We start from the raw sequence: 24,235 nt of genomic DNA, 5'->3' as shown, positions 1-24,235 counted from the left end.
TGCATCCTGTAAATGGCAACAAGCTCCTTCTAGAGTAAGAAAGAGCTTGCACCAATTATGCATTTTTCTTCAGAATGTCTCCTTTAATGACAGGTGCGGGCATCTTCTTAGATTGCCGTGCTTCTTTAAAGGTAACGAATGCTTTCGTTTCTTCATCCCAAAGTCTAAATTTCATTGATTCGATACTTGTTTTTAAAGTGATGGTTGGAACATTTTGAAGCGGCTCACTATGATCATGTGCATGCTCCAAGTGATAATTCGGTACCCTCGGACTTAAATGATGAACATGGTGATAGCCGATATTGCCTGTTAACCATTGAAGAAGCTTTGGTAATTTGTAAAAAGAACTGCCTTCTACTGCCGCCTGCACATAATTCCAATGTTCATCTGCTTCAAAGTAAGAATCTTCAAATGTATGCTGCACATAAAACAGCCATACGCCGATTGATCCTGAGATCAGGAAGATTGGACCTTGGACAAGCAGGAACTCCTGCCAGCCAAAAAGAAGACACGTTGCAGTTGCTAGTGCAATGATGCTCACGTTTGTGAAATACGTGTTCCAGCGCTCTTTTTTACGAGCATTTTTGACGTTGAAACGGTTTTTTAAGAGAAAAACAAAGATCGGTCCTAAAATAAACATCACAAAAGGATTACGGTAAAATCTGTAGCGAAATTTCGTCCAAGCTGATGCTTCTTGATATTCTTTGACTGTCAGGAGCCAAATGTCGCCAGTACCTCGTTTGTCTAGATTACTGCTTGTGGCATGGTGAATTGAATGATCTCTTTGCCATTGAAGATAAGGGAAAAGGGTGAGTACGCCCGTTACAAAACCGAACAGGTGATTCAGCGGCTTCTGTTTAAAAAAGGATTGATGGCAGCAGTCGTGAAAAATAATAAAGACACGTACTAAAAAACCAGCTGCAATCACCGCAAAGAAGAGGGTTAAAAGGTAGGAGATGTTCAGGCTATAATAGGCAAGAAACCAAAGCCCCAAAAATGGAATGAATGTATTAAAGAGTTGAATGATACTTTTTTTCGAATTAGCACCAGAGAATTGGCCAACTTGTTTTCTTAAAGTGGCTTGCTGCTGTGTGTTTGTTGAAGTCGTCATGAACGTTCAAGTCCTTTCCGTTTCTTTCTACTTCAAAGTATAGAAGGAAAGGTGTCATGCTCATAGTAGCACCCATCATGTATTCAATATGACATTTGTCATGTTGGACGCGGGAAAGGCTGATGGTTCAAGGGTTGTAAGCTTATTTTATTTTAAATAAAAAAAGTAAAGGCGCTTAGCCTTCACTTTTTATGCACGTGCTTCATGTACTTTTAACTGCTTGCCTTTAATCGTTGTGTGGCGCATGGCATTTAGCACAAGAGGGCCTTTGCCATTTAAAATATCGACATATGTTTTCGTTTCCTGAATGGTAATAATCCCAATGTCATCAAACGCAACGCCATCTATTTTGGCGATTGTTCCAACGAAATCAACTGCCCGGAGTTTCTTTTTCTTCCCGCCGTTAAAATAAAGCTTCATAATATCCTTTTCAACGCCAGCTTGTTTATTTTCCTTTTGAATCGGCGTTTCAATCTTTTCTTCAAAGCTTTCTACATGCTGTTCTGCGTCTTCTTTTGTAGGATAAGGCTGAGTCTGAAAATGAATGCCAGCTTCCTGCTTTAATTCTTCAATGAGCTGCTGCCCGTGCCTTGTCATAAACGCAATCGTTTTTCCGCTTTTACCCGCTCTGCCAGTTCTTCCGGTCCGATGAATATAGCGTTCTTTTTCATATGGCAAGTCGTAATGAATGACATGTGTCATATCACTGACATCAATTCCTCGGGCTGCTATATCGGTTGCGATCAAATAACGGAATTCCCCGTTTTTGAATTCATCCATTACAGCAAAGCGGTCTTCCTGCCTCATCCCGCCATGAATCTTATCGCAAGGAACATCCCACTCATCCAGCTTCATCGTCAGCTCATTCACTCGCTCCTGCGTATTGCAAAAAATAATACAGCTATCTGGATTTTCAATGACAATCGTTCGTTGAAGTAATGAAAACTTGCCTTCTTCCTCGGTTTCAATCAAGGTGTGGGTGATATGCTGCTTCGTCGTTTCCTCCCGAGCAATCTCTATCACTTTTGGCGATTGTAAAAACTGCTCACTCAAATCCTTCATTTCATCAGACATCGTCGCTGAAAATAACAACGACATCCGCTTTGGCGGCAGATGCTGAATAATAGAAGAGACTTGATCAATAAATCCCATGTTCAGCATTTCGTCTGCTTCATCTAACACGAAAAATGACAGATTGTCTAAAGCAAGTGTCCCTTTTTCAAGGTGATCCAATATTCGTCCTGGCGTTCCGCACACAATGTGGTTCTTTTGTGCAAGCTCTATTTTTTGTGCTTGAAATGGAGCTTTTCCATAAATGGCGGCCGCTTTGATTCGTTTAAATCGTCCGAGGCTGGTCAGATCCTGTTTGACCTGCATGGCAAGTTCTCTTGTTGGGACGAGGATGAGGGCTTGAGGTTTATTCTCAGCCCAATCCACCATTTCACAAATTGGCAGACCATAGGCTGCTGTTTTGCCACTGCCTGTCTGAGATTTGACAATGAGGTCCTGCTTTGAAAAAGCAACGGATAAGGTCTCGTGCTGGACGGGTGTAGGTGTATGGAAATGAAGCGCTTCTAGCGCTTGTTTCAATTCATCGCTTAATGGATATTGATCAAATTGTTGTAATGGCATCGTGTTCTCCTTTTCGTACATGTATACTTGTGACATCATACCATATCTTTTCAAAGACACCATGACCTTGAATGAAAAAGCATGAAAAAAAGCCCCGTAAAGGAGCTTTCAGCGTGTAGACAAACCCTCGCATTCGGTGTCAGATTTGCGCTCCGGTACTCACGAATGTCAAATTCGCTCCGTTCCGGTGCTCACTCTTCCTAGACTTCAAAGGTTTTCTATCACGCTGAAAAGAAAACAAAAGCCTCTTAAAGGAGCTTTTTGATTAAAGGAATCTGCGTTTTACTTTTTCCCAATAGGAGTTATCTTTTAATTTGACCGTTTTGATCACTTTGCCAGAAAGGCCAATATCTATTTGTTTGACATGTTTTGTACCTAGCGCTTCGTTATCAAGACCGATAATCGGATGGTCGTTACCGTCCTGAACAACCTTTAGTGTCAGCTTGCGGTCACTGCTTAAAATGAAAGGAGCTCCAAGTGTACGGTATGAGTTGTTATTCAGCGATGCCAGCTCGGTTACTTGCATACACGGAAGCATCGGATCCACCACGGCGCCGTTGACCGATTTATTGTAGGCCGTTGAACCGGTTGGAGTGGAAATAATCATCCCGTCGCCTCTAAAGGTTTCAAAATGGAAATCATCTATATACACATCGATGACAAATGTTTTAATGATGCTAGAGCGGATCGACAGTTCGTTTAAGCAATGGAACTGGTTTGTACTGTCAACGCTTACATCGATGATCGGATATTTTCTCACTTCAATCTGTTCAGTGTTCATGGCATCAATCATTTTATCAAAATGTTCTAACGAAAAATCGCAGTATAGGTGCGAATTCTCTGTTTTTGATACCCCTACATACAAGCAGTCATCCCGGAAGTTCGTTTTGCGAACCGCTTGAAGAAATGTACCATCTCCACCAATTGAAGCAATGATATGGGCATCTTCTGCACGCTTTACGACGTGAAAGCCTTGATCGGTAGCGAGCTTCTCCAGAGAAGAAATGTGTCCATCCAATTCATGATCTTTTTTGTAAAAGAAAAATACATTGCGACGATTGTCTGTCATTGACGTTCTCCCCTTTGTTGTCAAAAATAGATTTCGAGTAATAAAGGGCTTACATAGAAAACCCTTGTTCACATTTTACACTTTTTTCATATGAAAGTAAAAATATTAGAAAGACGCTTCATTTTGATAGAGGCTTCCATTTGAGAAATGAGTCATTGTAAGTGATTAGAAAACGCTGACTTTGAGTATAATTTAATAGCTCATTTTGGAGGATAGAGAGGTCTGGGTGTTTTGTTGTGGAGATGATCTGATCTATTAGATGTAGGAAGAGGATAAAATAACCAATTTTTCGTCATGATGAGCAAATGATAGAAGATGTAAAGTTGATCGTCATTTCACATCGGTGCTATCATATGTTGAAATGAAATGTAAAAAAACCACAGTTCCTGTGAAACATTTCATGTGTGTATTCGTATGAACGAAGTGAGACAAAAAGGAGGAGAAAGAAATGAATGCGAAAAGATGGGTAGCCTTAATCATTGCACTTGGTGTTTTCGGCTTTTCGATTGTGATTAGTATCACGACGGCCTTGTATGAAAGCTTCAATGATAATAAGATGAGCTATCAATTCGGGGACGAAATCGAAGAAAAGGTACTAGAAGATGGAAGCGGTGCGAGTAAAATTGCTGTACTTGAGATTAATGGTACGATTCAAGATAACGGCGGTGCATCCAGCCTTCTAGGCGGGGAAGCATATGATCATCGTGCGTTCTTAAAGGAATTAGATAAAGCAAAAGACGATGCGTCTGTGAAAGGTGTCTTGCTGCGCGTCAACTCTCCTGGTGGCGGTGTCTATGAAAGTGCTGAAATACATAAAAAATTAGAAGAAGTAAAGAAAGCGAAGAAGCCAATTTATGTTTCTATGGGTTCAATGGCGGCTTCTGGTGGCTATTATGTATCCACTCCAGCGAAAAAAATCTTTGCTTCACCTGAAACGTTAACAGGCTCTCTCGGGGTCATCATGCAAAGTTTGAATTATGCAAAGCTGGCAGATAATTTAGGCATCAAATATGAAACCATTAAAAGTGGAAAATTCAAAGACATCATGTCCCCAAATCGTGATATGACAAAAGATGAGCGAGACATCATGCAAAGCATGGTTGACAACTCTTATGAAGGCTTTGTGAAAGTCATCTCAGAAGGACGTGGCATGTCTAAGCAGGACGTCAAGAAAATTGCTGACGGCCGAATCTATGACGGAACACAGGCGAAATCGAACGGATTAGTGGATGAGCTTGGGTACTATGAAGATGCTCTAAAAGCAATGAAGAAAAATGAAAAAGGGTTAAAAGGAGCGACAGTGATCAGCTATTCTCAAAGCTTCGGCTGGAACTCTCTCTTCAATATGAGTGCAAGTAAGCTCTTTAAAAGCGAAATTGATTTTCTGAACTTAAAAGAAACACTGGCTGGCTCCAATGGGTCTAAACCGATGTATCTCTATTCAAAATAAAGGAGGGATCATAGATGGATTCTACATTCGATGAAGTAACGGAAAGTCGCAGCCAAGAGGGAGAATCAAGGCCGACTCTTGCGAAGCGCACTTCAATTGAAGCGCAGGCTTTTGCAGGTTTCTGGATTAGATTCTGGGCATTTATCCTAGATTGGCTCGTCGTATGGGGTGTTAACCATTTGACGGTTTCTCCAATCTTTAGTCTCTTTGGCTGGTCAAAAGGGGGAGGCTGGTTTTCCCCATTTTCCGTCACAACGACAATTGTTTTTCTGCTTTATTTTGCGATCATGACGAAGGTTTTCCAACAAACACTTGGAAAGATGGTGTTTGGAATCAAAGTCGTCTCACTTCAGCCGGAGAAGAAGCTGTCATGGGATGTCATTTTCTTTAGAGAAATTGTGGGGCGATATATTAATACGCTTTTTGTTCTCTATGCTGTGGTTGGGTTTACGCCGAAAAAGCAAGGGGTTCATGACTACTTTGCAGATACGGTGGTTGTTCATGAACATTTATATGAAAAAACAGAATCAAACGCATAATCAAAGAGAGTTTGGCCGAGTACCGGTCAAACTCTTTTTTTTTGGTGATTGGGTATAAAATCCAGAAGGAGAGCCATAATCGTAGTGGAAGCATCATTTGTTATGGAGGAAGTGAGCACAGTGCTGTACGTTTGGATCGCAGCTTTTTTGTTCCTTGTGATCTTATTGATCTTTATGAAAGTGACCATTTCACTGGACTATTCACATGCAAATGACAATGACCATATTGCGGTGAAGATCATCACGTTATATGGAATCGTCAGACTGAAGAAAGACATTCCGATGGTGAAAGTGAATACGGAAGATCAAACGATTGATATTCGTGAAAAGAAAATGGCCAGCACCAAAACGCCTAATCAAGAAAAAGAAACCATGCATAAAAAAGTGGGAAAACGTGATGTAAAGGAAATCCTTCATCAAATGGAGCGTATTACAAAAGAAATTGTCGATCTAAACCGGATCATGCGAACGTTTTTCATTCATATAAAAATCGTCTCATTTCACTGGTCCACATGGATTGGTTTTCATGACGCAGCTTTAACAGGTGTAGCAGCCGGTGGTGTGTGGTCAGTCAAAGGAGCACTTCTTGCCTTTATGCAGGAGCATCTCACCTTTAAGCACAAACCCGTCTATGAAGTGATTCCCGCTTTTCAGCACAAAGTATCACAGACACACTTTGCATGTATAGCTTATTTTCGGATTGGACATGCTATGCTTGCAGCCATTCGATTACTTGTCCATTGGTTAAAAGGGAGAAAGGCGAGAAAAAATGCCTCTCTTCAAGCAACGAAGAATGAATCATCTGTTTAAGGAGGAACCCGAAAATGGCAGATCATCCAATCCAAGGTCTGATGAAGACAGCGATGGAAAACTTAAAAGAAATGATTGATGTGAACACGATCATCGGCGATCCAGTCGAAACCCCTGACGGCAGTGTCATTCTCACTGTGTCAAAGGTTGGTTTTGGATTTGCAGCCGGCGGCAGTGAATTCAACGGTAACCAAAAGAAAGAAAAACGGTCTGATGAACAAGAACGAAAAGAACCGAGACTCCCATTTGGAGGCGGAAGCGGTGGGGGAGTATCGATTACACCAATCGCCTTTTTAATTGTGGGAACAAATGGCGTAAGAATGCTTCATTTGGATGAACACACACATCTGCTCGATAAAATATTGGATTCTGCTCCTCAAGCAATTGAACGTCTTCAGCACATGTTTAAGAAGGATGAACGGGAGCATCGTCACAAAGAACGAAAACTAGATGACATAGACCTTTAAAAAGTTAGCTGCCCTGCAGTTAACTTTTTTTTCAAAATGGACGATTAGGCTTTGCAGTTTTTTGCTTTCTCTACTATGATAGAACCATACATTTGATAAGGGAGGAATTGTTTTGGCATCGATCACATTTAAAGGGAGCCCAGTAACGCTTATAGGAAATGAAGTGAAAGTAGGCGAGCAGGCTCCAGATTTCACGGTATTAACGAACTCACTAGGGGAAGTTTCACTTTCTGATTTAACAGGAAAAGTGACGATTATCTCAGTGATTCCTTCTATTGATACAGGTGTGTGTGACGCACAAACAAGACGTTTCAATGAAGAGGCAGCCGGTTTAGGTCCGGTCAATATCTATACCATTAGTGCAGACCTACCATTTGCACAAGCACGCTGGTGCGGAGCAAACGGAATTGAAAATGTCGAAACATTATCTGATCATAGAGATATGTCATTTGGTGAAGCGTTTGGTTTATATATGAAAGAATTGCGTTTATTGGCGCGTGCGGTCTTCGTATTAGACCCAAGCGGAAAAGTGGTTTACACTGAGTACGTAAGCGAAGCAACCAATCATCCAAATTATGAAAAAGCCATTGAGGCTGCGAAATCACTGTTATAAAAGCAGCATCGACAAGAGCTCCGGCTTCATACTGGGGCTCTTTTCAATGAGAACATATAGCTTTTAACAAAGCGAGGAGAGAAAAGCATTGCAGAAAGATCAAGTGAGTACGATTTTTGAGCTGCTCGATACAGCTTCAATTCGTTTAAAAAAGGAACAGAACATTTCCTATATTGAAGCATTGGCAGAAGCAGGAGAAGCCTTTTTCCAGGCAAATGATCGAAACGGTTTACTAAAAGATTTAATAGAGAAAGCAGATTTCGCCTCTTATGATCATGAGCAGATTCGTAAAGCGTTTCAGCTCGCCGTATTAAAAGGACAAAAGGATATTTCACATCCAAACCGGCAGATGACACCTGATACAATTGGTCTGTTTGTCAGCTATTTGGTCAATAAATTTTTAGAAGGACAAAAAGAGCTGGTTGTCTTTGATCCAGCAGCGGGAACAGGGAATTTACTGCTTGCGGTCCTCAACAATGTAACAGCAGAAACAACACGCGGTTTTGCCTCTGAAATTGATGACGTGCTCATTAAAATTGCGTGGGCACAAGCGAACTTAGAAGAAAAAGAAGTAGAGCTATTCCACCAGGACAGCCTTGAGCCGCTTCTTATCTCACCAGCAGATGTTGCTGTATGTAGTCTTCCTGTCGGGTTTTATCCAAACGATGAGCGCGCTAAAGACTATGAATTAAAGGCAAAAGAAGGTCATTCCTTTGCGCATTATTTATTCATTGAGCAAAGTCTTCGTTATACGAAAGAAGGCGGCTTCTTATTCTTCATCATTCCAAATGATTTGTTTGAAGGAAAAGAAAGCGTACAATTAAAGGATTTCATCAAAGAACATGCATATATGAATGCGTTAATTCAGCTGCCAGTCTCTATGTTCAAAGACAAAAAGCATGCCAAAAGCTTATTTGTGATGCAAAAGAAAAAAGAGGGGCTCGAAGCACCGAAACGTATGCTATTTGCCAATCTGCCATCTTTCTCACAGAAGGAAGCAATGGTTGGCGTCATGAGAAAATTAGACCAATGGTTTATAGAAGAAAAAGAAACGAAAGAATAGCCAGAGTGATGTCTGGCTATTTTATTATTCAGAAAATAACGACTTATTGATGTAAGCGGTAACAGTTCGAAGGTGTACTTGAAATGCAAAGTTTTCAATGTTTAAATGAAAAAGTCAGATATTTTTCGGACTTATCGTTAAACTATAAAAGACCCGTTCAAACAGGTTGAATATAGCACCGAAAAAACGTGAAACCTTATATAACAACTGAGTAAAAGGAGCGACAGTAATGTCCAAAATTATTGCAATCAACGCAGGAAGCTCATCTCTTAAATTCCAATTGTTCGACATGCCAGAAGAAACCGTTTTAACAAAAGGTCTTGTTGAAAGAATCGGAATGGACAACAGTATCTTCACGATTTCTGTAGATGGAGAAAAGAAAACAGAAGTCACAGATATTCCAGATCATGCAGTAGCGGTTAAAATGCTGCTTGAAAAACTAATTGAATTTAACATCATCAAAGACTTTAATGAAATTGATGGCGTAGGACACCGCGTCGTTCACGGCGGAGAAAAATTCAGCGATTCTGTTGTTTTAACAGATGAAGTCATCAAAGACATTGATCAGCTTTCAGAGCTTGCACCACTTCACAACCCTGCAAACGTTGTAGGAATCAAAGCATTCAAACAAATTCTGCCTGACGTACCAGCGATTGCTGTGTTCGATACAGCTTTCCACCAAACAATGCCAGAGCAGTCTTACCTATACAGCCTTCCGTATGACTACTACAAAAACTTTGGTATTCGTAAATACGGATTCCACGGGACAAGCCATAAGTTCGTAACAGAGCGTGCAGCAGAGCTATTAGGCCGTCCTCTTGAAGAGCTTCGTTTGATTTCTTGCCACCTTGGAAATGGTGCAAGTATCGCAGCAGTTGAAGGCGGAAAATCAATCGATACGTCAATGGGCTTCACACCACTTGCGGGTGTTGCAATGGGAACACGTTCAGGTAACATTGACCCTGCCCTTATTCCATTTATTATGGAGAAAACAGGACATACAGCGGAAGAAGTACTTTCTACTTTAAATAAGAAGAGTGGTCTTTTAGGTGTGTCTGGTCTTTCAAGTGATCTTCGTGATATCGAAGAAGCGACAGAAGAAGGAAACGACCGTGCTGAAGTAGCACTAGATATTTTTGCAAGCCGTATTCATAAATACATCGGTTCTTATGCAGCGAGAATGAATGGTGTAGATGCCATCATCTTCACAGCTGGAATCGGTGAAAACAGCTCAGAAGTGAGAGCACGTGTACTTCGTGGTCTAGAATTCATGGGCGTATATTGGGATCCATCTCTTAACAACATGAGAGGCGAAGAAGCATTCATCAGCTACCCTCACTCTCCTGTAAAAGTCATCGTGATTCCAACGAACGAAGAAGTTATGATTGCAAGAGACGTTATGCGTTTAGCGTAACATCCTTTTGAAGCTCTTTTCCTCAGCGGAAAAGGGCTTTTTTCTATTGAAATCAGCATGCTATAATGTGAGGCAATATGAAAGGAGCGGTGTGAAGATATGAGCGTCGAAGAACATAAACGCGAAGCGAAAACGAGGCTTCATGTAAAAGTCATTACCGTCAGTGATACAAGGACAAAAGAAACAGATAAAAGCGGCCGTCTGATGATTGATTTGCTCAAAGAACAAGGGCACCTTATTCTTGCATACGATATTGTGAAAGATCACATTGGAGCAATTCAAGACGCCGTTTTAGAAGGAACAAGTGAAGCGAAGATTGATGCCGTCTTGTTAAACGGGGGAACTGGTATTGCAGCAAGGGACGTCACGATTGAATCCATTACACCTCTTTTCTCAAAAGAGCTGCCGGGCTTTGGAGAAATTTTTCGCATGCTGAGCTATACAGAAGATATTGGATCAGCCGCTATCTTATCTAGAGCGACGGCAGGGGTGATTAACCAAAAAGCCGTTTTTGCCACACCAGGCTCTACCGGAGCAGTTCGGTTAGCCATGACCAAACTCATTATTCCAGAGCTTCCTCATGTCTTGCGAGAGCTTGAAAAAGATCAAAAATAGCCCAAAATGACTCTGCCAAGAAAATTTGGCAGAGTTTTTTTCATAAAGGGGTTGAAAAAACAATTTTTCCTTGTTACAGTGTATACATACTAAATGCATGTTTATAAATTAAAACTTATTTTTATGCAAAAAACATTCACAGAATCAAAACAAGCGAGAGGAGCTTTTCAAACATGTCACAAAATAAAAAAGTCGTATTAGCATATTCCGGAGGTCTTGATACCTCTGTTGCAGTTAAATGGTTACAGGAGCAAGGTTACGAAGTTGTTGCTTGCTGCCTGGACGTAGGTGAAGGAAAAGATTTAGCATTCGTTCAACAAAAAGCACTTCAAGTCGGAGCTGTTCAATCTTACATGATCGACGCAAAAGAAGAGTTTGCTGAAGAATTTGCACTTGCTGCACTGCAAGCACACACGATGTATGAAGGGAAATACCCACTCGTGTCTGCACTATCTCGTCCGCTCATTGCCAAAAAGTTAGTGGAAGTCGCAGAGAAAGAAAATGCCGTAGCCGTTGCACACGGATGTACAGGTAAAGGAAACGACCAAGTTCGTTTTGAAGTATCAATCAAAGCATTGAATCCAGACCTAGAAGTTCTTGCACCAGTGCGTGAATGGAAATGGTCTCGTGATGAAGAAATCGACTATGCACAAAAGCACGGGATTCCAATTCCGATTAACTTAGACAGCCCATATTCAATTGACCAAAACCTTTGGGGCAGAAGTAACGAATGTGGTATTTTAGAAGATCCTTGGGCAGCGCCGCCAGAAGGTGCTTATGATCTGACAAATCCACTTGAAAAAACACCTGACACACCTGAAATCATTGAAATCACGTTTGAAAAAGGAAAACCAACAGCCATTGATGGAATCCAGTATTCATTATCTGATCTCATCCTTCATTTAAATGAAGTCGCTGGCCAGCATGGTGTAGGCAGAATCGATCATGTTGAAAACCGTCTTGTTGGAATCAAATCTCGTGAAGTGTATGAGTGCCCAGGTGCAGTTACATTGTTAAAAGCACACAAAGAACTTGAAGACTTAACGCTTGTCAAAGAAGTAGCACACTTTAAGCCAATCGTGGAACAAAAAATGGCTGAATTAATATACAACGGCTTATGGTTCTCACCACTTAAATCAGCACTAGATGCATTCTTACAAGAAACGCAAAAGAACGTAACAGGTGTTGTACGTGTGAAACTATTTAAAGGCCATGCCATTGTAGAAGGACGTAAATCACCATATTCACTTTATGATGAAAATCTAGCAACTTACACAAAAGCAGATGAATTCGATCATGATGCAGCTGTAGGATTTATTAACCTTTGGGGGTTACCAACAAAAGTAAACAGCATCGTGAATAAAAAGGAGCAGGTTAAAGCATGAAAAAGCTTTGGGGAGGCCGATTTCAAAAAACACCAGAAAAATGGGTCGATGAGTTTGGTGCATCCATTCATTTCGACAAACAATTAGTCAAAGAAGATCTGACCGGCTCCCTTGCCCATGCAAGTATGCTGAATAAATGCGGTATCATCGGTGATGAGGAGGCCGCTGCAATCAAAGACGGACTGAATACGCTCATGAAAAAGGCAGAGGCGGATGAACTCGATTTCTCAGTAGATTATGAGGACATTCATTTAAACCTTGAAAAAATGCTCATTGATGAGATTGGTCCGCTTGGCGGCAAATTGCACACAGCGAGAAGCCGGAATGATCAGGTCGCAACCGATATGCATTTATATTTGAATAACCAAGTAGAGCATATCATTGAGCTGATCTCTTCTTTTCAAACAGTGCTTGTAGAAAAAGCTGAACAGCACGTTGAAACGATTTTTCCAGGATATACGCACTTACAGCGTGCACAGCCTATCTCCTTTGCTCATCATATGCTCGCCTACTTTTGGATGCTTGAGCGGGACAAAGCGCGTTTTCAAGATTCATTGAAGCGGATTAATGTGTCACCACTTGGATGCGGGGCGTTAGCAGGAACGACATTCCCAATTGATCGTGAATATACAGCAGAGCTTCTGGGCTTTGACCATATTTACGAGAACAGCCTTGATGGTGTGAGTGATCGTGATTTCATTTTAGAGTTCTTGTCTAATAGCAGTCTTGTGATGATGCACCTCTCACGTCTTTGTGAAGAAATCATTTTATGGTGCTCTCAAGAATTCAAATTCATTGAGCTTGATGACACGTACGCAACAGGCAGCAGCATGATGCCGCAAAAGAAAAACCCGGATATGGCTGAATTGATCCGCGGAAAAACAGGCAGGGTATATGGCAACCTGATGGGGCTGCTCACGATTATGAAAGGCTTGCCGCTTACGTATAACAAAGACTTGCAAGAAGATAAAGAAGGCATGTTTGATACGGTGAAAACGATCGCTGGCAGCCTGCAAATCTTCACAGGCATGATTCAAACAATGACAGTGAACGAAGATGTCATGAAAAAAGCAACAAAAGAAGATTTCTCAAATGCGACCGAAGTGGCAGACTACCTTGCGAAAAAAGGTATGCCATTCCGTGAAGCACACGAAATCGTTGGGAAGCTTGTGTATACATGCATTCAAAAAGGCATCTATTTAAGTGACCTTCCATTTGAAACATTTACAGAAGCAAGCGGCCTCTTTGAACAAGACATTTACACTGTTCTTGATCCGTATGTTGCTGTTGAAAAAAGAACAAGTGCAGGTGGAACTGGATTTAAACAAATTCAGCTCGCTTTAGAAAAAGCAAAAGCCTGCCTAGCGTAATTCGCCAAAACCATTCGTTTATACGGATGGTTTTTTTCATGGGAAAAAGGAGATTGATCTTCACTGGAGAAAATGAAAGCATACCAGTGTCAAGCTGAATAAGGAGTGACAACAGTTCATGAAGAAAACGCTTCAGGCTTTGTTTGATCAGCCTATCGTATCAGTGAAAACGTTAGGAGAACCATACGACGGCCGGGCTAATGATGTGTGGCTGATTTCCTTACAAGACCAAACGGAATATGTAGTGAAATCTCCAAAAACTGCAAGAGAAGAAAGTGAATTTGTGTTTGGGATCAACATGATTTATGGAGTAGATGCCCGTACTGTACAGGAGCATCTTGATGAAATCAATGAAAAGCTGTCTCATACGAATTCCTTTCATATTCCGAAAGTTGTTCGTAAAGTGAAGAAGGCGGGGAAACACTTTTATGTCATGGAAAAAGTAGAAGGAATCCCTTTAACATCTTTTGAGGGCCGTTCAGCACAATTCTATAGGGATTACGGGAGGAAACTAGCGCATCTTCATTCATATCAAACAAACTTTTTCGGTGCAGTATACGGGGGAGAAAAGAGACATTTGAGAGAATTCCATGCGCTGTTAAAAAAGGCAGTTTCCAAACTCATCAGCCACTATTACGCTGATCAGCCTGAATATCAGGATTATGCAGAAAAGGTGCAGCAAAAGCTTGAAAAGCTAAGTCCTCCTGATGCAGCCAGTCTCATTTTAATTGATTTAGACCCATCGCAATATATTGAAGACGATGATCAAGTGACGAGTCTAGTTGATACGGAATATGTCGTATTTGGACCAGCTGCGTTTGATTTGATTGCACTCGAATACCTTTTGACGAAAGAAGCTGCACAAGCGGTTCAATTAGGGTATGAAGAGATTTGCCCGCTTCCTCGCCAGCTTCATGAGGTGAGAGAATGCTATCGGTTTGTTTCGCTGCTTCTCGATATCCATGGCTCATGGGATATGAAAAAGTGGATGAATCACCCTATACGTTTTTCCCCTCACTGTTAAAGGGTTCAAAAGTGCGAAGGGAGCCGGTTTATAGTAAAGTAAAGATAACAAAAGAAACACATGAACTTGCAACCTTTGCTTTAGGAGGAGATTGTGTGCGACACGCATTAATAACAGCGGGTTCTAAAGGACTTGGCAGGAAAGTCACCGAGTCTTTACTGAATATGGGGTATTCTGTGACAGTCAATTATCGAAGTGATGATGAAGCTGTCCGGCAGATGAAAGAAGAACTGCAAGAATACGAAGAAAAGCTTCAATTTGTCCAAGGCGATGTGACAAACAAAGAAGATTTAAAAAACATGGTCGAGCTGGCAGCAGAGCGATTTGGGCGGATTGATGCCTTGATCAATAATGCTGGACCTTATATTTTTGAACGAAAAAAACTCGCGGATTACTCTGAAGACGAATGGTATCAAATGATGGAAGGCAACCTATCCGCAGTGTTCCATTTGTTCCGAATGGTGATCCCTATGATGAGAAAACAAGGCTTTGGCCGGATTATCACATATGGCTTCCAAGGAGCAGACCATGCGCCAGGCTGGATGCACAGATCAGCTTTCGGAGCGGCAAAAGTGGGTCTTGCGTCATTGACGAAAACCATTGCGATTGAAGAAGCAGAAAACGGCATCACCGCTAATATGGTGTGTCCAGGCAAAATCGTTGGAGACATGAAAGAATCAACGATAGAGGAAGCACGTCAGATAAAAGACGATGAAACACCGATTGGTCGGTCTGGGACAGGTGAGGATATCGGTCGTATCATTTCATTTCTATGTGATGACCGTTCGGACCTCATTACAGGAACCGTCATTGAAGCAACAGGTGGTCTTAATGTAATTCACAGGCACTAAGTTTTTCAGCTTTTTATAGAGGGAATAGACAAAATGAGATCAAATTCGAAAGGTGGATATATTTACATGAAAGCTACATATCATGGACATTCAGTCGTACACATTGAAACAAACGGATACCATATTTGGATTGATCCATTTTTAAATGGAAATAAGCACACGGATATCAAACCGCAAGATGTCAAAGCAGATGTGATTTTGCTCACGCACGGGCATGGAGATCACGTCGGAGACACGATTGAAATCGCTAAAAACAATGACGCACTCGTGATTGCGCCATTCGAACTTGCCACTTATTTAGGCTGGCAAGGGGTGAAGACACACCCGCTTTCTATTGGCGGCGGCCGTGAATTTGAATTTGGTAAAGTCAAGCTGACGCAAGCGTTCCATGGCTCAGCGGTCATTGATGAAGAATCCAAAACGATTACGTATACAGGGATGCCATCCGGTATTTTATTTACTGCTGAAGGCAAAACAATTTATCATGCTGGAGACACGGCTCTCTTCTCGGATATGAAACTCATTGGGGAGCTGAATCATATTGAGCTCGCCTTCCTGCCAATAGGTGATAACTTCACAATGGGACCAGACGATGCAAGAATCGCAGCAGAGTGGCTTCGTGCGAAACAAGTCGTACCGATTCATTACAGTACATTCCCGCCGATTGAGCAAGATCCTCATGCGTTTGCAGACAACTTGCATGGCGGCGTGGGTCACGTATTAAACAGCGGAGAATCCATCGATATTTAATCAAGATGCAGAAAAACCGGCACACAAATATTGGCTTCAGTGTGTAGATAAACCCACGCATTCGTTGTCAGGTCTGCGCGCCGGTGCTCACGAATGTCAAATTCGCTCCGCTCCTGAGCTAGACCTTCCTAGACTGCAAAGGTTTTCTATCACGCTAAAAAGAAGGCAAAGGGCTAAAATAGAGTACATTTTAGCCCTTTGCCAATAATCTAGGGGTAAGTCCGAGATAAGGTCCAAAAAGCGCCATGCAGATGCAAGAAAATGTAAATAAAAGTACATAAGCCCTTATTATGCTTTTAGCTTTCCGTATAAGCCCTCCTGTAATATGGCAATAAAGTTATTTAATTTTAAAGTCTCAAACATGCATAGCCCCGTTCTAAATTTAGGACGGGGTTAAAACTGTAGTTATTTCATTTTTGATGTAAGATACTTCACTACACTAAAAATTTAACAATAAAGTCGTTTGAAAATCTAAGTTTTATTCAACAATAGTACCCGATTGTTAAATTACGATGACTGGAGTTTTTAACTTATTATCATAAAACAGTTAATACCAAAAGTTTATCGCTACTTTTGATAATTAACATAAGTTTCTTTAAAAGAAATATTTACTCATGCCATTTTTAAAGATAGGCAGGGTCTTAGTCACTAGCTCTTCTGATGAAATAAGTCTTCCATCCTTATTCCATGTGTATGCAGCTCCGTAAATCCCCCAACTTAGCATAGTAGATAGGGTTGTTACCATTTGTTTATCCTCTAATTCGATGATGTTGTTAGTTCCTTTTAGCATAAGATCAGCTATTAGTTTCTGTAACTCCTCTTTAATTTTACTTTCGATAATAGTTCCTAAAGATTGATAACCTTTAGGACATAGGTCGCTTATCTCTTTATGGTGATCACACATGGCTAGAAAAATATTTGCAATGACTTTTTCATTGAATCCATCGTGATCATTGAGTCTTTTTTTCAATTTGTCTGTAAATGTATTGGTGATTGTAGAATGTAACAAATCAAATTTATCGTCAAAGTGCGCATAAAATGTAGCCCGGTTAATAGTAGCCTTTTCTGTGATATCACGTACCGTTATATGGTTGAAATCTTTTTCACTAGCTAACGAAAGAAAAGAGTCTACAATCAACTGTCTTGTACGAAGTATTCTCGGATCTTTTTTTGGCATAATCATTTTTTCTTCTCCTTTTAGGGTTCATCATCTTGTCTAAAAACGACAATACATTAGAAGTGTTGGGTAAACAACATGTTAGCCATTTTGGTGGTTGTTGATAGTTCTTTTTCATCTTATCATCAATTATACAACGTATGTTGCTTAAATAACACATGTTTTTTTGGGAGGGTTTTATCAAGCTAATTATTGTGATCATTCAGAATCATACCCAAAAATTGAAAAGACAATTGGTTGTTAATAAATAAAATAGTACCTATCATAACACAAGGAGGCAGAAGACCATGAACATCACTATTTTTGGGGCAAGCGGTCACACAGGATTTACGGATGAAAATGTACCTGACCAATCGGGCAAATGCATCATCGTCACCGGGGCCAATACCGGAATTGGCTTCGAAGTATCGCAAGTGCTGGCAGCACGAGGTGCACGTGTGCTGCTGGCCTGCCGCAACCATGCGAAGGCGAAAGAAGCCATGGATCGGATTCGGAGGAAGACCCCGGGAGCGGACCTAGCTTTCCTGCCGCTCGACTTGGCGGATATGGAGAGTGTGCGGAGTGCAGCTGAATTGACCGCCAAGGAACCACGCATCGATGTATTGATCAACAATGCCGGCGTGCAAGGTTCGAAACTGAGGCACACTGTGCAAGGTTTTGAGCTGACGTTCGGCGTCAATCACCTTGGCTGTTTCGCGTTCACCACGCTGTTGCTGCCCAAGCTCATGGAAACGCCTGGGTCGCGCATCGTCGTCACGAGTAGCGGTCAACACAAAGACGCGAAAATCGAGTGGGAAGACCTTAATGCAGAAAAAAGCTACAAATGGCTCCCGCGCTATGGCGCCAGTAAGCTCGCGAATATGCTCTTCGTCTTCGAGCTGGACCGGCGGTTGCGGGCGGCGGGATCACCAGTAACAGTCGTGGCTTGTCACCCGGGCCTAGTGGGAACGGACCTTGGACGCGATAACATGGCTGGCAAAGTAATGATGCCGTTGATCGGCCTGTTCTTTGCCAAACCGGCCATGGGTGCCTGGGGCGCGTTGCACGCAGCCACAGGGAAGATAAAGCCAGGCGGCTATTACGGGCCGTCAGGGTTAGGCGAGTTGCGGGGACCTTCCCGTGAATGTTCCCGCTCAGAGGAGGCGAAAGATCCGAAGCTTGCCAAGCGACTGTGGGATGTATCCGTTGATATGACAGGGATCGACCCCGGCTTGCCTCCTGTAATTTGAAACTGTACTTTTGTTTATAACAAGAGAAAGGGTGTAGTGAACAAGATGTCTCCATTGGGGTATAATCCGGCATCAATCACCAAAAATGAAGAAGATGGAAGGAATAATTGAACAATCTAACCTAGATATGACGGTTGTACGAATGAATAATCCTAATGTCAAACACAAAGGGCAATCTTATGATTATTCATTCGGCGATTGGTAGGCTAAACTATCCGTCACTAGGGAAAATGTGGTGAAATTCATATATGCCGCTACTCAGCAAAGCCAATTGAACAGAAAAATGCCCATTGTCTATAATAATTAAATCAGCTTAAAAGGGAGCATTCAAAATGAAAATTGAGATATGGTCGGATTATGTTTGTCCTTTTTGTTATATTGGCAAACGTAAATTTGAAATAGGGTTAGAACAGTTTGAACATAAAGAAGAGGTAGAAGTCGTATTTCGTAGTTTTCAATTAGATCCATATGCGAAAAAAAATACAGGGATGGATATCCATCAAGTATTATCTTCAAAGCATGGTATCCCATATGAAAAAGCAAAAGCGTTAAATGATCACATGGTGCAACAAGCGAAAGCAGTTGGATTAGATTATCAAATGGATAAAATGATTCCTACAAATTCATATGATGCACATCGTCTTTCTTATTATGCAAAAGAGAAAGGTAAAATGAAGGAGTTCATAGAGCGTATTATGAAAGCTCACTTCACGGATTCACTAGACATCGGTGACCATGCAACACTTGTTCAACTTGCAAGTGAGATAGGTCTTGATGTCAACGAAGCTTTGGGTGTTTTAGTAAATGATAAATATAACGAGAATATTGCAGCTGATAAAGCCGAGGGATCAAATATTGGGATTCAAGGTGTGCCCTTTTTCGTAGTGAATGACAAATATGCCATCTCAGGAGCGCAACCTAGCCAAGTATTTTTAGAAACATTACAAAATGTTTGGCAAGAAGATTACGCGAAGGCTAAGGCTGAAGAGCATAAATTAGAGCCGTCGCTCGATGATTATTGTTCAGATGGAACATGTAAATTTTAATGACTTTTCAAAAAGGTTTTGATTTGTTTAGATGGAACTTTGTTTTGGAGAATAAGTTTTGGAACTAACATAGACCCGGATGACCTAAGTGTATTTAGTCCTTATCTTATGGAACGATTACGTCATTGATTTAGAAGAACTGCCTGAACCTTTAGATGGAAGGCTGGGGTTAGGGTTTAAAACAGCTTAATGGAGGGCCTTTGTGTTCTTTTTTCATTTTTTTACATTTGTATGGCGCTTTTTGGACTTATCTCGGATTTCCCCCATCTAAAACCGGCACAAAAAAGCCGGTTTTTTTGTTTGCCTTTATTGTGCTTGAGTAAAAGACAAATTGCTATTAAAAGCCTCCTGCCTTTATAATGAAATATAGATGAAAACGCTGAAAACAAAAAGGGTGAACGGGATTGGCGACAAAGCATGAGCAAATTTTATCGTATATTGATTCATTGGATGTCGGAGAGAAAATTTCTGTCCGGCGTATAGCGAAAGAAATGAAAGTCAGTGAAGGCACGGCTTACCGGGCTATTAAGGATGCTGAAAATAAAGGGTTCGTGAGCACCATCGAACGAGTCGGTACCATTCGAATTGAACAGAAGAAAAAAGAAAATATTGAAAAGCTGACATATGCGGAAGTCGTCAATGTCATTGATGGTCAGGTACTTGGCGGACGAGCCGGCTTACATAAAACGTTAAATAAATTTGTCATCGGTGCAATGGAACTGGATGCGATGATGCGATACACAGCAGCAGGCAACCTGTTAATCGTCGGAAACCGAATCAATGCTCACCGGCAAGCATTAGAGGCGGGAGCGGCTGTGCTGGTCACGGGCGGATTCTCAACAGATGATGAAATTATTCAGCTCGCAGATGAGCTTGAGCTGCCCATTTTATCAACAAGCTACGATACATTTACCGTAGCGGCTCTCATTAACCGGGCCATTTATGACCAGTTGATTAAAAAAGAAATTGTGCTTGTGGAGGATATTTTAACGCCGATTGAACGGACCGTCTATTTATCGCCAGAAGACAAACTTGAGAAATGGTATGAAAAGAATTATGAAACCGGGCACGGCCGGTTCCCAGTAGCAGACGATCAAATGAAAATTCACGGCATTTTGACCTCAAAGGATATTGCAGGCCATGACCGTTCTACACCGATTGAAAAGGTGATGACAAAAAATCCGCTGACCGTTATTGGCAAAACATCTGTCGCTTCAGCTGCACAAATGATGGTGTGGGAAGGTATTGAGGTACTGCCAGTTGTAAATGATCATGCGAAGCTGATTGGGATGATTAGCCGTCAGGACGTGCTGAAGGCGCTGCAAATGATTCAAAAGCAGCCGCAGGTCGGTGAAAAGTTGGATGATGTCGTGTCACGAGGATTTAAGGAGACTGAGACAGAAAAACCAAAAACAGATGCGGTGTACCAATATGAAGTCTCACCACAAATGACAAATCAACTCGGTAATATTTCGTATGGTGTGTTTACACAAATTTTAATCGAATCAGCCAACCGCTTCTTAAAGTCTCATAAAAAAGGCGAACTAATTGTAGAAAGTCTTTCTGTCTATTTCTTAAAACCAGTTCAAATGGAATCCACGATACAGATCAAACCGAATATTTTAGAAGTTGGGCGCAAGTTTGGAAAGCTGGAAGTGGAAGTTTACCATCAGTCAAATATTGTAGGCAAAGCGATGTTGATGGTGCAGCTGATGGAGAGAGGATAAAAGGCAAAAAAGGGCGGCATGAATGCGTCCTTTCAGCGTGTAAACAAACCCCTGAATTCTTTGTCAGTCCTGCGTGCTGGTGCTCACGAATGACAAATTCGCTCCGTAAAAGTAGCTGTCCTTCCTAGACTGCAAAGGTTTTCTAACACGCTGAAAAGAAGAGAAAGGGCTAAAATCAAGTTCATTTTAGCCCTTTCTCTATTATGCGTGGTCTTTTTCGCCTTCCTTTAAAAAGAGCGGAAGATAGTGCTTATAGGCTTTATATCCGGCCCATGTACTGCCGATACCAACTGCAACAAAAATAAACCCAATGACAAATGCGAGTGACGAGCGGTTTAAAAATAATTGATTCACACCGAAGAGCAGGACAAAGCAGCCAAGTGCCATACTTGATTTAGCAGACCAGAATTTCTTTTCGACCGGCCGGTTCGTACGGACATTCTTTGCTTTGTAGTATAAATAAAACATGGCAGAACAAATAATAAACACAATCAAAACAAGCATGTGCCAAGCCTCCATTGTAAGTGGTTACAACCCTATTTTAAACGTAAATAGGCTTGCTTACTAGAATAAATTGTCTATTCCTCACTTTTCTGTCTGGGTAGATTATGATTTAATAATAAAAAGAGTATCGCATAAGAAGGAGTATTTATGAAAAAAGAACTGATTAGAACCATATCATTATATGACACCATCATCATTCATAGACATGTAAGACCTGATCCAGACGCATATGGATCGCAGTGCGGCCTTACGGAAATCTTGCGTGCCACCTATCCAGAAAAAAATATTTATGCAACAGGAACCCCAGAGCCATCTCTTTCATTTTTATATGAATTAGATGACGTGCCGGATGAAGTGTTCAAAGGTGCCCTTGTCATTGTCTGTGACACTGCGAATCAAGCAAGAATTGATGATCAGCGCTATTCAATGGGCGATAAACTGATGAAAATTGATCATCATCCGAATGAAGATCCGTATGGTGATTTGCTTTGGGTTGATACAGAAGCAAGCTCTGTCAGTGAAATGATTTATGAGCTGTATTTAGAGGGGAAAGAAGAAGGATATCAGCTGAATACAAAGGCGGCAGAACTCATTTATGCCGGCATTGTAGGAGACACAGGCCGTTTCCTTTTCCCAAACACAACGAAAAAGACACTCAAATATGCGGGTGAACTCATCGAATATCCGTTTTCATCATCAGACCTTTTCAATCAATTGTATGAGACAGATTTGAATGTCGTGAAATTAAATGGCTATATTTTTCAACATATCTCTTTATCAGAGAATGGCGTAGCTTCTGTTTTTATTAAACGTGACATTTTGGAGTCGTTCCAAACAACAGCGCAGCAAGCCTCACAGCTTGTTGGGACACTTGGAAATATTGCAGGGATTAAGGCATGGGTCTTTTTTGTGGAAGAGAACGATCAGATTCGTGTGAGATTCCGCTCAAAAGGCGTCGTCATTAACACCATTGCTAAAAAATATCATGGCGGAGGTCATCCGCTTGCAGCCGGTGCGTCCATATATGATTGGGCAGTTGCAGATGAGATTTTGCGTGATTTAGAAGAAGTATGTAAATCACCATCGTGAGAGAGGGGCTTCAAGTCCCCCTCTCTTTTTTTGAGCTTTGAGAAAAGGGTTACTTGGATACAGGGATAAACCAGCAGCCGATGTCAGTTGAATCTTCATAGGCTTGGAGATTTTGATGCTTTAATTCTTTTTTAATTAAATGGGCCATCATTTCTGTCTCAGCATAAGCACACATGCCGTCTTTAATCCGGCTTGCTTTGTCTCGTGCCATTTGACGATAGCTGTAAACCTCCATTGTTCTCACCTCTTTCTTATGATCATCTCGTTCTTCTTTTAGTGTATAAAAATAACAAGTGAAAAGCGATCATTGAGTGCAGAAATTCATAAAAATTCCACATCATCTATTATTCAGCAAAGGAAATACGTACTTCAAGCGAAAGCTTTGTATAGATGGTCAGTTCGGTGACTTTGGCGCGGTATGCCTTTTCTCTAATCGTATATTCTTTATTTTCCACAGTCCGTTTTAAGAGCTCTTTTGTTTTATACACACTTTCAATATCCTTTGTGATCACCTCTGAGATATCCTCTTTCACCTGATCTTCAAATTTCAAGGTATCTGGCTCCGGGATTTTGTACTGCTCACGGTTGACGAGGTGAACGTCTACGCTCTGAATAAGCAGACGCTGCTTATTGTCTTCATTTAATTTATGCAAATCTTCCCGATAGAGTGTGATTTGTTCTTTCAGACTGTCCATATGGTGCTGCTGGCTTCTGAGCAGTGTCACCTGCTTCTCCTGAAAGGTGCCATACGTAAAGAGAAAAATCAGCCAGCTGATAATTGCGCCGAACATCATCCCAGCAAAAAAACGCTGCCAGCCTGGACGTTTATACAGCTCAGGCACCCTCATGATGATACATGCTCCTGTGTGAGCCACGTAATCAGGAGATACCCCGTTTGCGCACCGCCCATAGCAGAGATAATGAGCAAGATCTGCTTGAAAATATCACGTGTGTTCCCTTCGAAAATCCCTCTTTCAAAACTATAGACCGCATCAAAAGTTCCACCGATTGCCGCAACAAGTGCCCAAATTTTTAAGCGGTTGGCAAGACTTGAAATAATTGATAGCGGCGGCTGACCAGATAAATATGCACCTACCCCGCCTATAATGGCACCGCCCAAAATAACCCCTAGTGCGATAAAATAACAGCTAATAAAGTTTGGAATAAAGGCTTCCTTCACATCCATTTTTCCCACCTCACTCTATTCAATATATGGCGAATGCTGGACAAGTATGAACGAGCGGAAAAGAAAGAACATTTGTTTCTCACCGCATCGCGTTTTATAATGAAAGAATGAATT

The 24,235-nt window shown here is 41.4% G+C and carries 25 protein-coding genes; 17 read left to right on the top strand and 8 right to left on the bottom strand.

What is annotated here, in order from left to right:
- Positions 1-55 precede the first annotated feature (55 nt).
- The 3 genes from MKY11_RS13620 to MKY11_RS13610 form a co-directional block, all read right to left on the bottom strand.
- Positions 56-1,111 (bottom strand): fatty acid desaturase, encoded by a 1,056-nt coding sequence (locus MKY11_RS13620; protein WP_007501745.1) that lies wholly within the window; start codon positions 1,109-1,111, stop codon positions 56-58.
- Between the two features lie 189 nt (positions 1,112-1,300).
- On the bottom strand, positions 1,301-2,743 hold the full coding sequence (locus MKY11_RS13615) for a DEAD/DEAH box helicase (protein ID WP_342501487.1): 1,443 nt from the start codon (positions 2,741-2,743) through the stop codon (positions 1,301-1,303).
- Between the two features lie 265 nt (positions 2,744-3,008).
- Positions 3,009-3,812, bottom strand: a complete 804-nt coding sequence (locus MKY11_RS13610; protein WP_008343132.1) for an NAD kinase — start codon at positions 3,810-3,812, stop codon at positions 3,009-3,011.
- A gap of 448 nt (positions 3,813-4,260) precedes the next feature.
- On the opposite strand from MKY11_RS13610, the gene sppA reads away from it, so the two are divergent.
- From sppA to MKY11_RS13545, 13 genes are all read left to right on the top strand, one after another.
- Positions 4,261-5,262 (top strand): signal peptide peptidase SppA, encoded by a 1,002-nt coding sequence (gene sppA / locus MKY11_RS13605; RefSeq protein WP_024718673.1) that lies wholly within the window; start codon positions 4,261-4,263, stop codon positions 5,260-5,262.
- A gap of 14 nt (positions 5,263-5,276) precedes the next feature.
- Positions 5,277-5,801 carry an RDD family protein gene (locus MKY11_RS13600; protein WP_268372984.1) on the top strand — a complete coding sequence of 175 codons (525 nt, stop codon included), beginning with the start codon at positions 5,277-5,279 and terminating at the stop codon, positions 5,799-5,801.
- Between the two features lie 102 nt (positions 5,802-5,903).
- Positions 5,904-6,611, top strand: coding sequence for a DUF2953 domain-containing protein (locus MKY11_RS13595; RefSeq protein ID WP_034647385.1), 708 nt, complete (start codon positions 5,904-5,906; stop codon positions 6,609-6,611).
- A gap of 14 nt (positions 6,612-6,625) precedes the next feature.
- Positions 6,626-7,078, top strand: a complete 453-nt coding sequence (gene ytfJ / locus MKY11_RS13590; protein ID WP_007501733.1) for a GerW family sporulation protein — start codon at positions 6,626-6,628, stop codon at positions 7,076-7,078.
- 112 nt (positions 7,079-7,190) lie between these two features.
- A complete protein-coding gene (gene tpx / locus MKY11_RS13585; protein ID WP_274660678.1) occupies positions 7,191-7,691 on the top strand; it encodes a thiol peroxidase in 501 nt (166 codons plus the stop codon).
- 88 nt (positions 7,692-7,779) lie between these two features.
- Positions 7,780-8,754, top strand: a complete 975-nt coding sequence (locus tag MKY11_RS13580) for a class I SAM-dependent methyltransferase (RefSeq protein WP_007501729.1) — start codon at positions 7,780-7,782, stop codon at positions 8,752-8,754.
- Between the two features lie 229 nt (positions 8,755-8,983).
- Positions 8,984-10,168 (top strand): acetate kinase, encoded by a 1,185-nt coding sequence (locus tag MKY11_RS13575; RefSeq protein ID WP_024718669.1) that lies wholly within the window; start codon positions 8,984-8,986, stop codon positions 10,166-10,168.
- 99 nt (positions 10,169-10,267) lie between these two features.
- Positions 10,268-10,783, top strand: coding sequence for a molybdenum cofactor biosynthesis protein B (locus MKY11_RS13570; RefSeq protein WP_024718668.1), 516 nt, complete (start codon positions 10,268-10,270; stop codon positions 10,781-10,783).
- A gap of 173 nt (positions 10,784-10,956) precedes the next feature.
- Complete coding sequence (locus tag MKY11_RS13565) at positions 10,957-12,168, top strand: argininosuccinate synthase (RefSeq protein ID WP_008343148.1); 1,212 nt, start codon at positions 10,957-10,959, stop codon at positions 12,166-12,168.
- Entirely contained in the window at positions 12,165-13,538 is a 1,374-nt protein-coding gene (gene argH, locus MKY11_RS13560; protein ID WP_008343150.1) for an argininosuccinate lyase, read from the top strand. Before MKY11_RS13565 ends, argH begins: the two co-directional genes overlap by 4 nt.
- A gap of 118 nt (positions 13,539-13,656) precedes the next feature.
- Positions 13,657-14,562: a phosphotransferase gene (locus MKY11_RS13555; protein ID WP_047945297.1), complete on the top strand. Its 906-nt coding sequence runs from the start codon at positions 13,657-13,659 to the stop codon at positions 14,560-14,562.
- 95 nt (positions 14,563-14,657) lie between these two features.
- Positions 14,658-15,413, top strand: a complete 756-nt coding sequence (locus tag MKY11_RS13550; RefSeq protein ID WP_008343153.1) for an SDR family oxidoreductase — start codon at positions 14,658-14,660, stop codon at positions 15,411-15,413.
- Positions 15,414-15,479: 66 nt separating this feature from the next.
- Positions 15,480-16,163 carry a metal-dependent hydrolase gene (locus MKY11_RS13545; protein ID WP_342501486.1) on the top strand — a complete coding sequence of 228 codons (684 nt, stop codon included), beginning with the start codon at positions 15,480-15,482 and terminating at the stop codon, positions 16,161-16,163.
- Positions 16,164-16,758: 595 nt separating this feature from the next.
- On the opposite strand, the gene MKY11_RS13540 is transcribed toward MKY11_RS13545, so the two are convergent.
- Positions 16,759-17,346, bottom strand: coding sequence for a TetR/AcrR family transcriptional regulator (locus tag MKY11_RS13540; RefSeq protein WP_342501485.1), 588 nt, complete (start codon positions 17,344-17,346; stop codon positions 16,759-16,761).
- 281 nt (positions 17,347-17,627) lie between these two features.
- Between MKY11_RS13540 and MKY11_RS13535 the strand changes: the two genes are divergently transcribed.
- The 3 genes from MKY11_RS13535 (at position 17,628) to MKY11_RS13525 (ending at position 21,342) form a co-directional block, all read left to right on the top strand.
- A complete protein-coding gene (locus MKY11_RS13535; protein ID WP_342501484.1) occupies positions 17,628-18,569 on the top strand; it encodes an oxidoreductase in 942 nt (313 codons plus the stop codon).
- A 332-nt stretch (positions 18,570-18,901) separates the two neighbouring features.
- On the top strand, positions 18,902-19,615 hold the full coding sequence (locus MKY11_RS13530) for a DsbA family oxidoreductase (RefSeq protein ID WP_342501483.1): 714 nt from the start codon (positions 18,902-18,904) through the stop codon (positions 19,613-19,615).
- Between the two features lie 404 nt (positions 19,616-20,019).
- Positions 20,020-21,342, top strand: a complete 1,323-nt coding sequence (locus MKY11_RS13525) for a CBS domain-containing protein (RefSeq protein WP_017358275.1) — start codon at positions 20,020-20,022, stop codon at positions 21,340-21,342.
- Positions 21,343-21,543: 201 nt separating this feature from the next.
- On the opposite strand, the gene MKY11_RS13520 is transcribed toward MKY11_RS13525, so the two are convergent.
- Positions 21,544-21,846, bottom strand: coding sequence for a YtpI family protein (locus MKY11_RS13520; RefSeq protein WP_003216665.1), 303 nt, complete (start codon positions 21,844-21,846; stop codon positions 21,544-21,546).
- A 147-nt stretch (positions 21,847-21,993) separates the two neighbouring features.
- Between MKY11_RS13520 and MKY11_RS13515 the strand changes: the two genes are divergently transcribed.
- Complete coding sequence (locus MKY11_RS13515; protein WP_342501482.1) at positions 21,994-22,935, top strand: bifunctional oligoribonuclease/PAP phosphatase NrnA; 942 nt, start codon at positions 21,994-21,996, stop codon at positions 22,933-22,935.
- Positions 22,936-22,984: 49 nt separating this feature from the next.
- On the opposite strand, the gene MKY11_RS13510 is transcribed toward MKY11_RS13515, so the two are convergent.
- The 3 genes from MKY11_RS13510 to MKY11_RS13500 form a co-directional block, all read right to left on the bottom strand.
- Positions 22,985-23,170, bottom strand: coding sequence for a hypothetical protein (locus tag MKY11_RS13510; RefSeq protein WP_008346082.1), 186 nt, complete (start codon positions 23,168-23,170; stop codon positions 22,985-22,987).
- 109 nt (positions 23,171-23,279) lie between these two features.
- Complete coding sequence (gene ytrI / locus MKY11_RS13505) at positions 23,280-23,783, bottom strand: sporulation membrane protein YtrI (protein ID WP_007501718.1); 504 nt, start codon at positions 23,781-23,783, stop codon at positions 23,280-23,282.
- Positions 23,780-24,121 carry a YtrH family sporulation protein gene (locus MKY11_RS13500; protein ID WP_007501717.1) on the bottom strand — a complete coding sequence of 114 codons (342 nt, stop codon included), beginning with the start codon at positions 24,119-24,121 and terminating at the stop codon, positions 23,780-23,782. The genes ytrI and MKY11_RS13500 overlap by 4 nt, the downstream gene beginning before the upstream one ends.
- Positions 24,122-24,235: the final 114 nt, after the last annotated feature.

Origin of the sequence: Bacillus sp. FSL W7-1085, from assembly GCF_038595035.1 — a bacterium.
Lineage (GTDB): Bacteria > Bacillota > Bacilli > Bacillales > Bacillaceae > Bacillus > Bacillus altitudinis.
The sequence above is the reverse complement of the archived record's forward strand: the minus strand, read 5'-3'. Positions and strand labels throughout refer to the sequence as shown.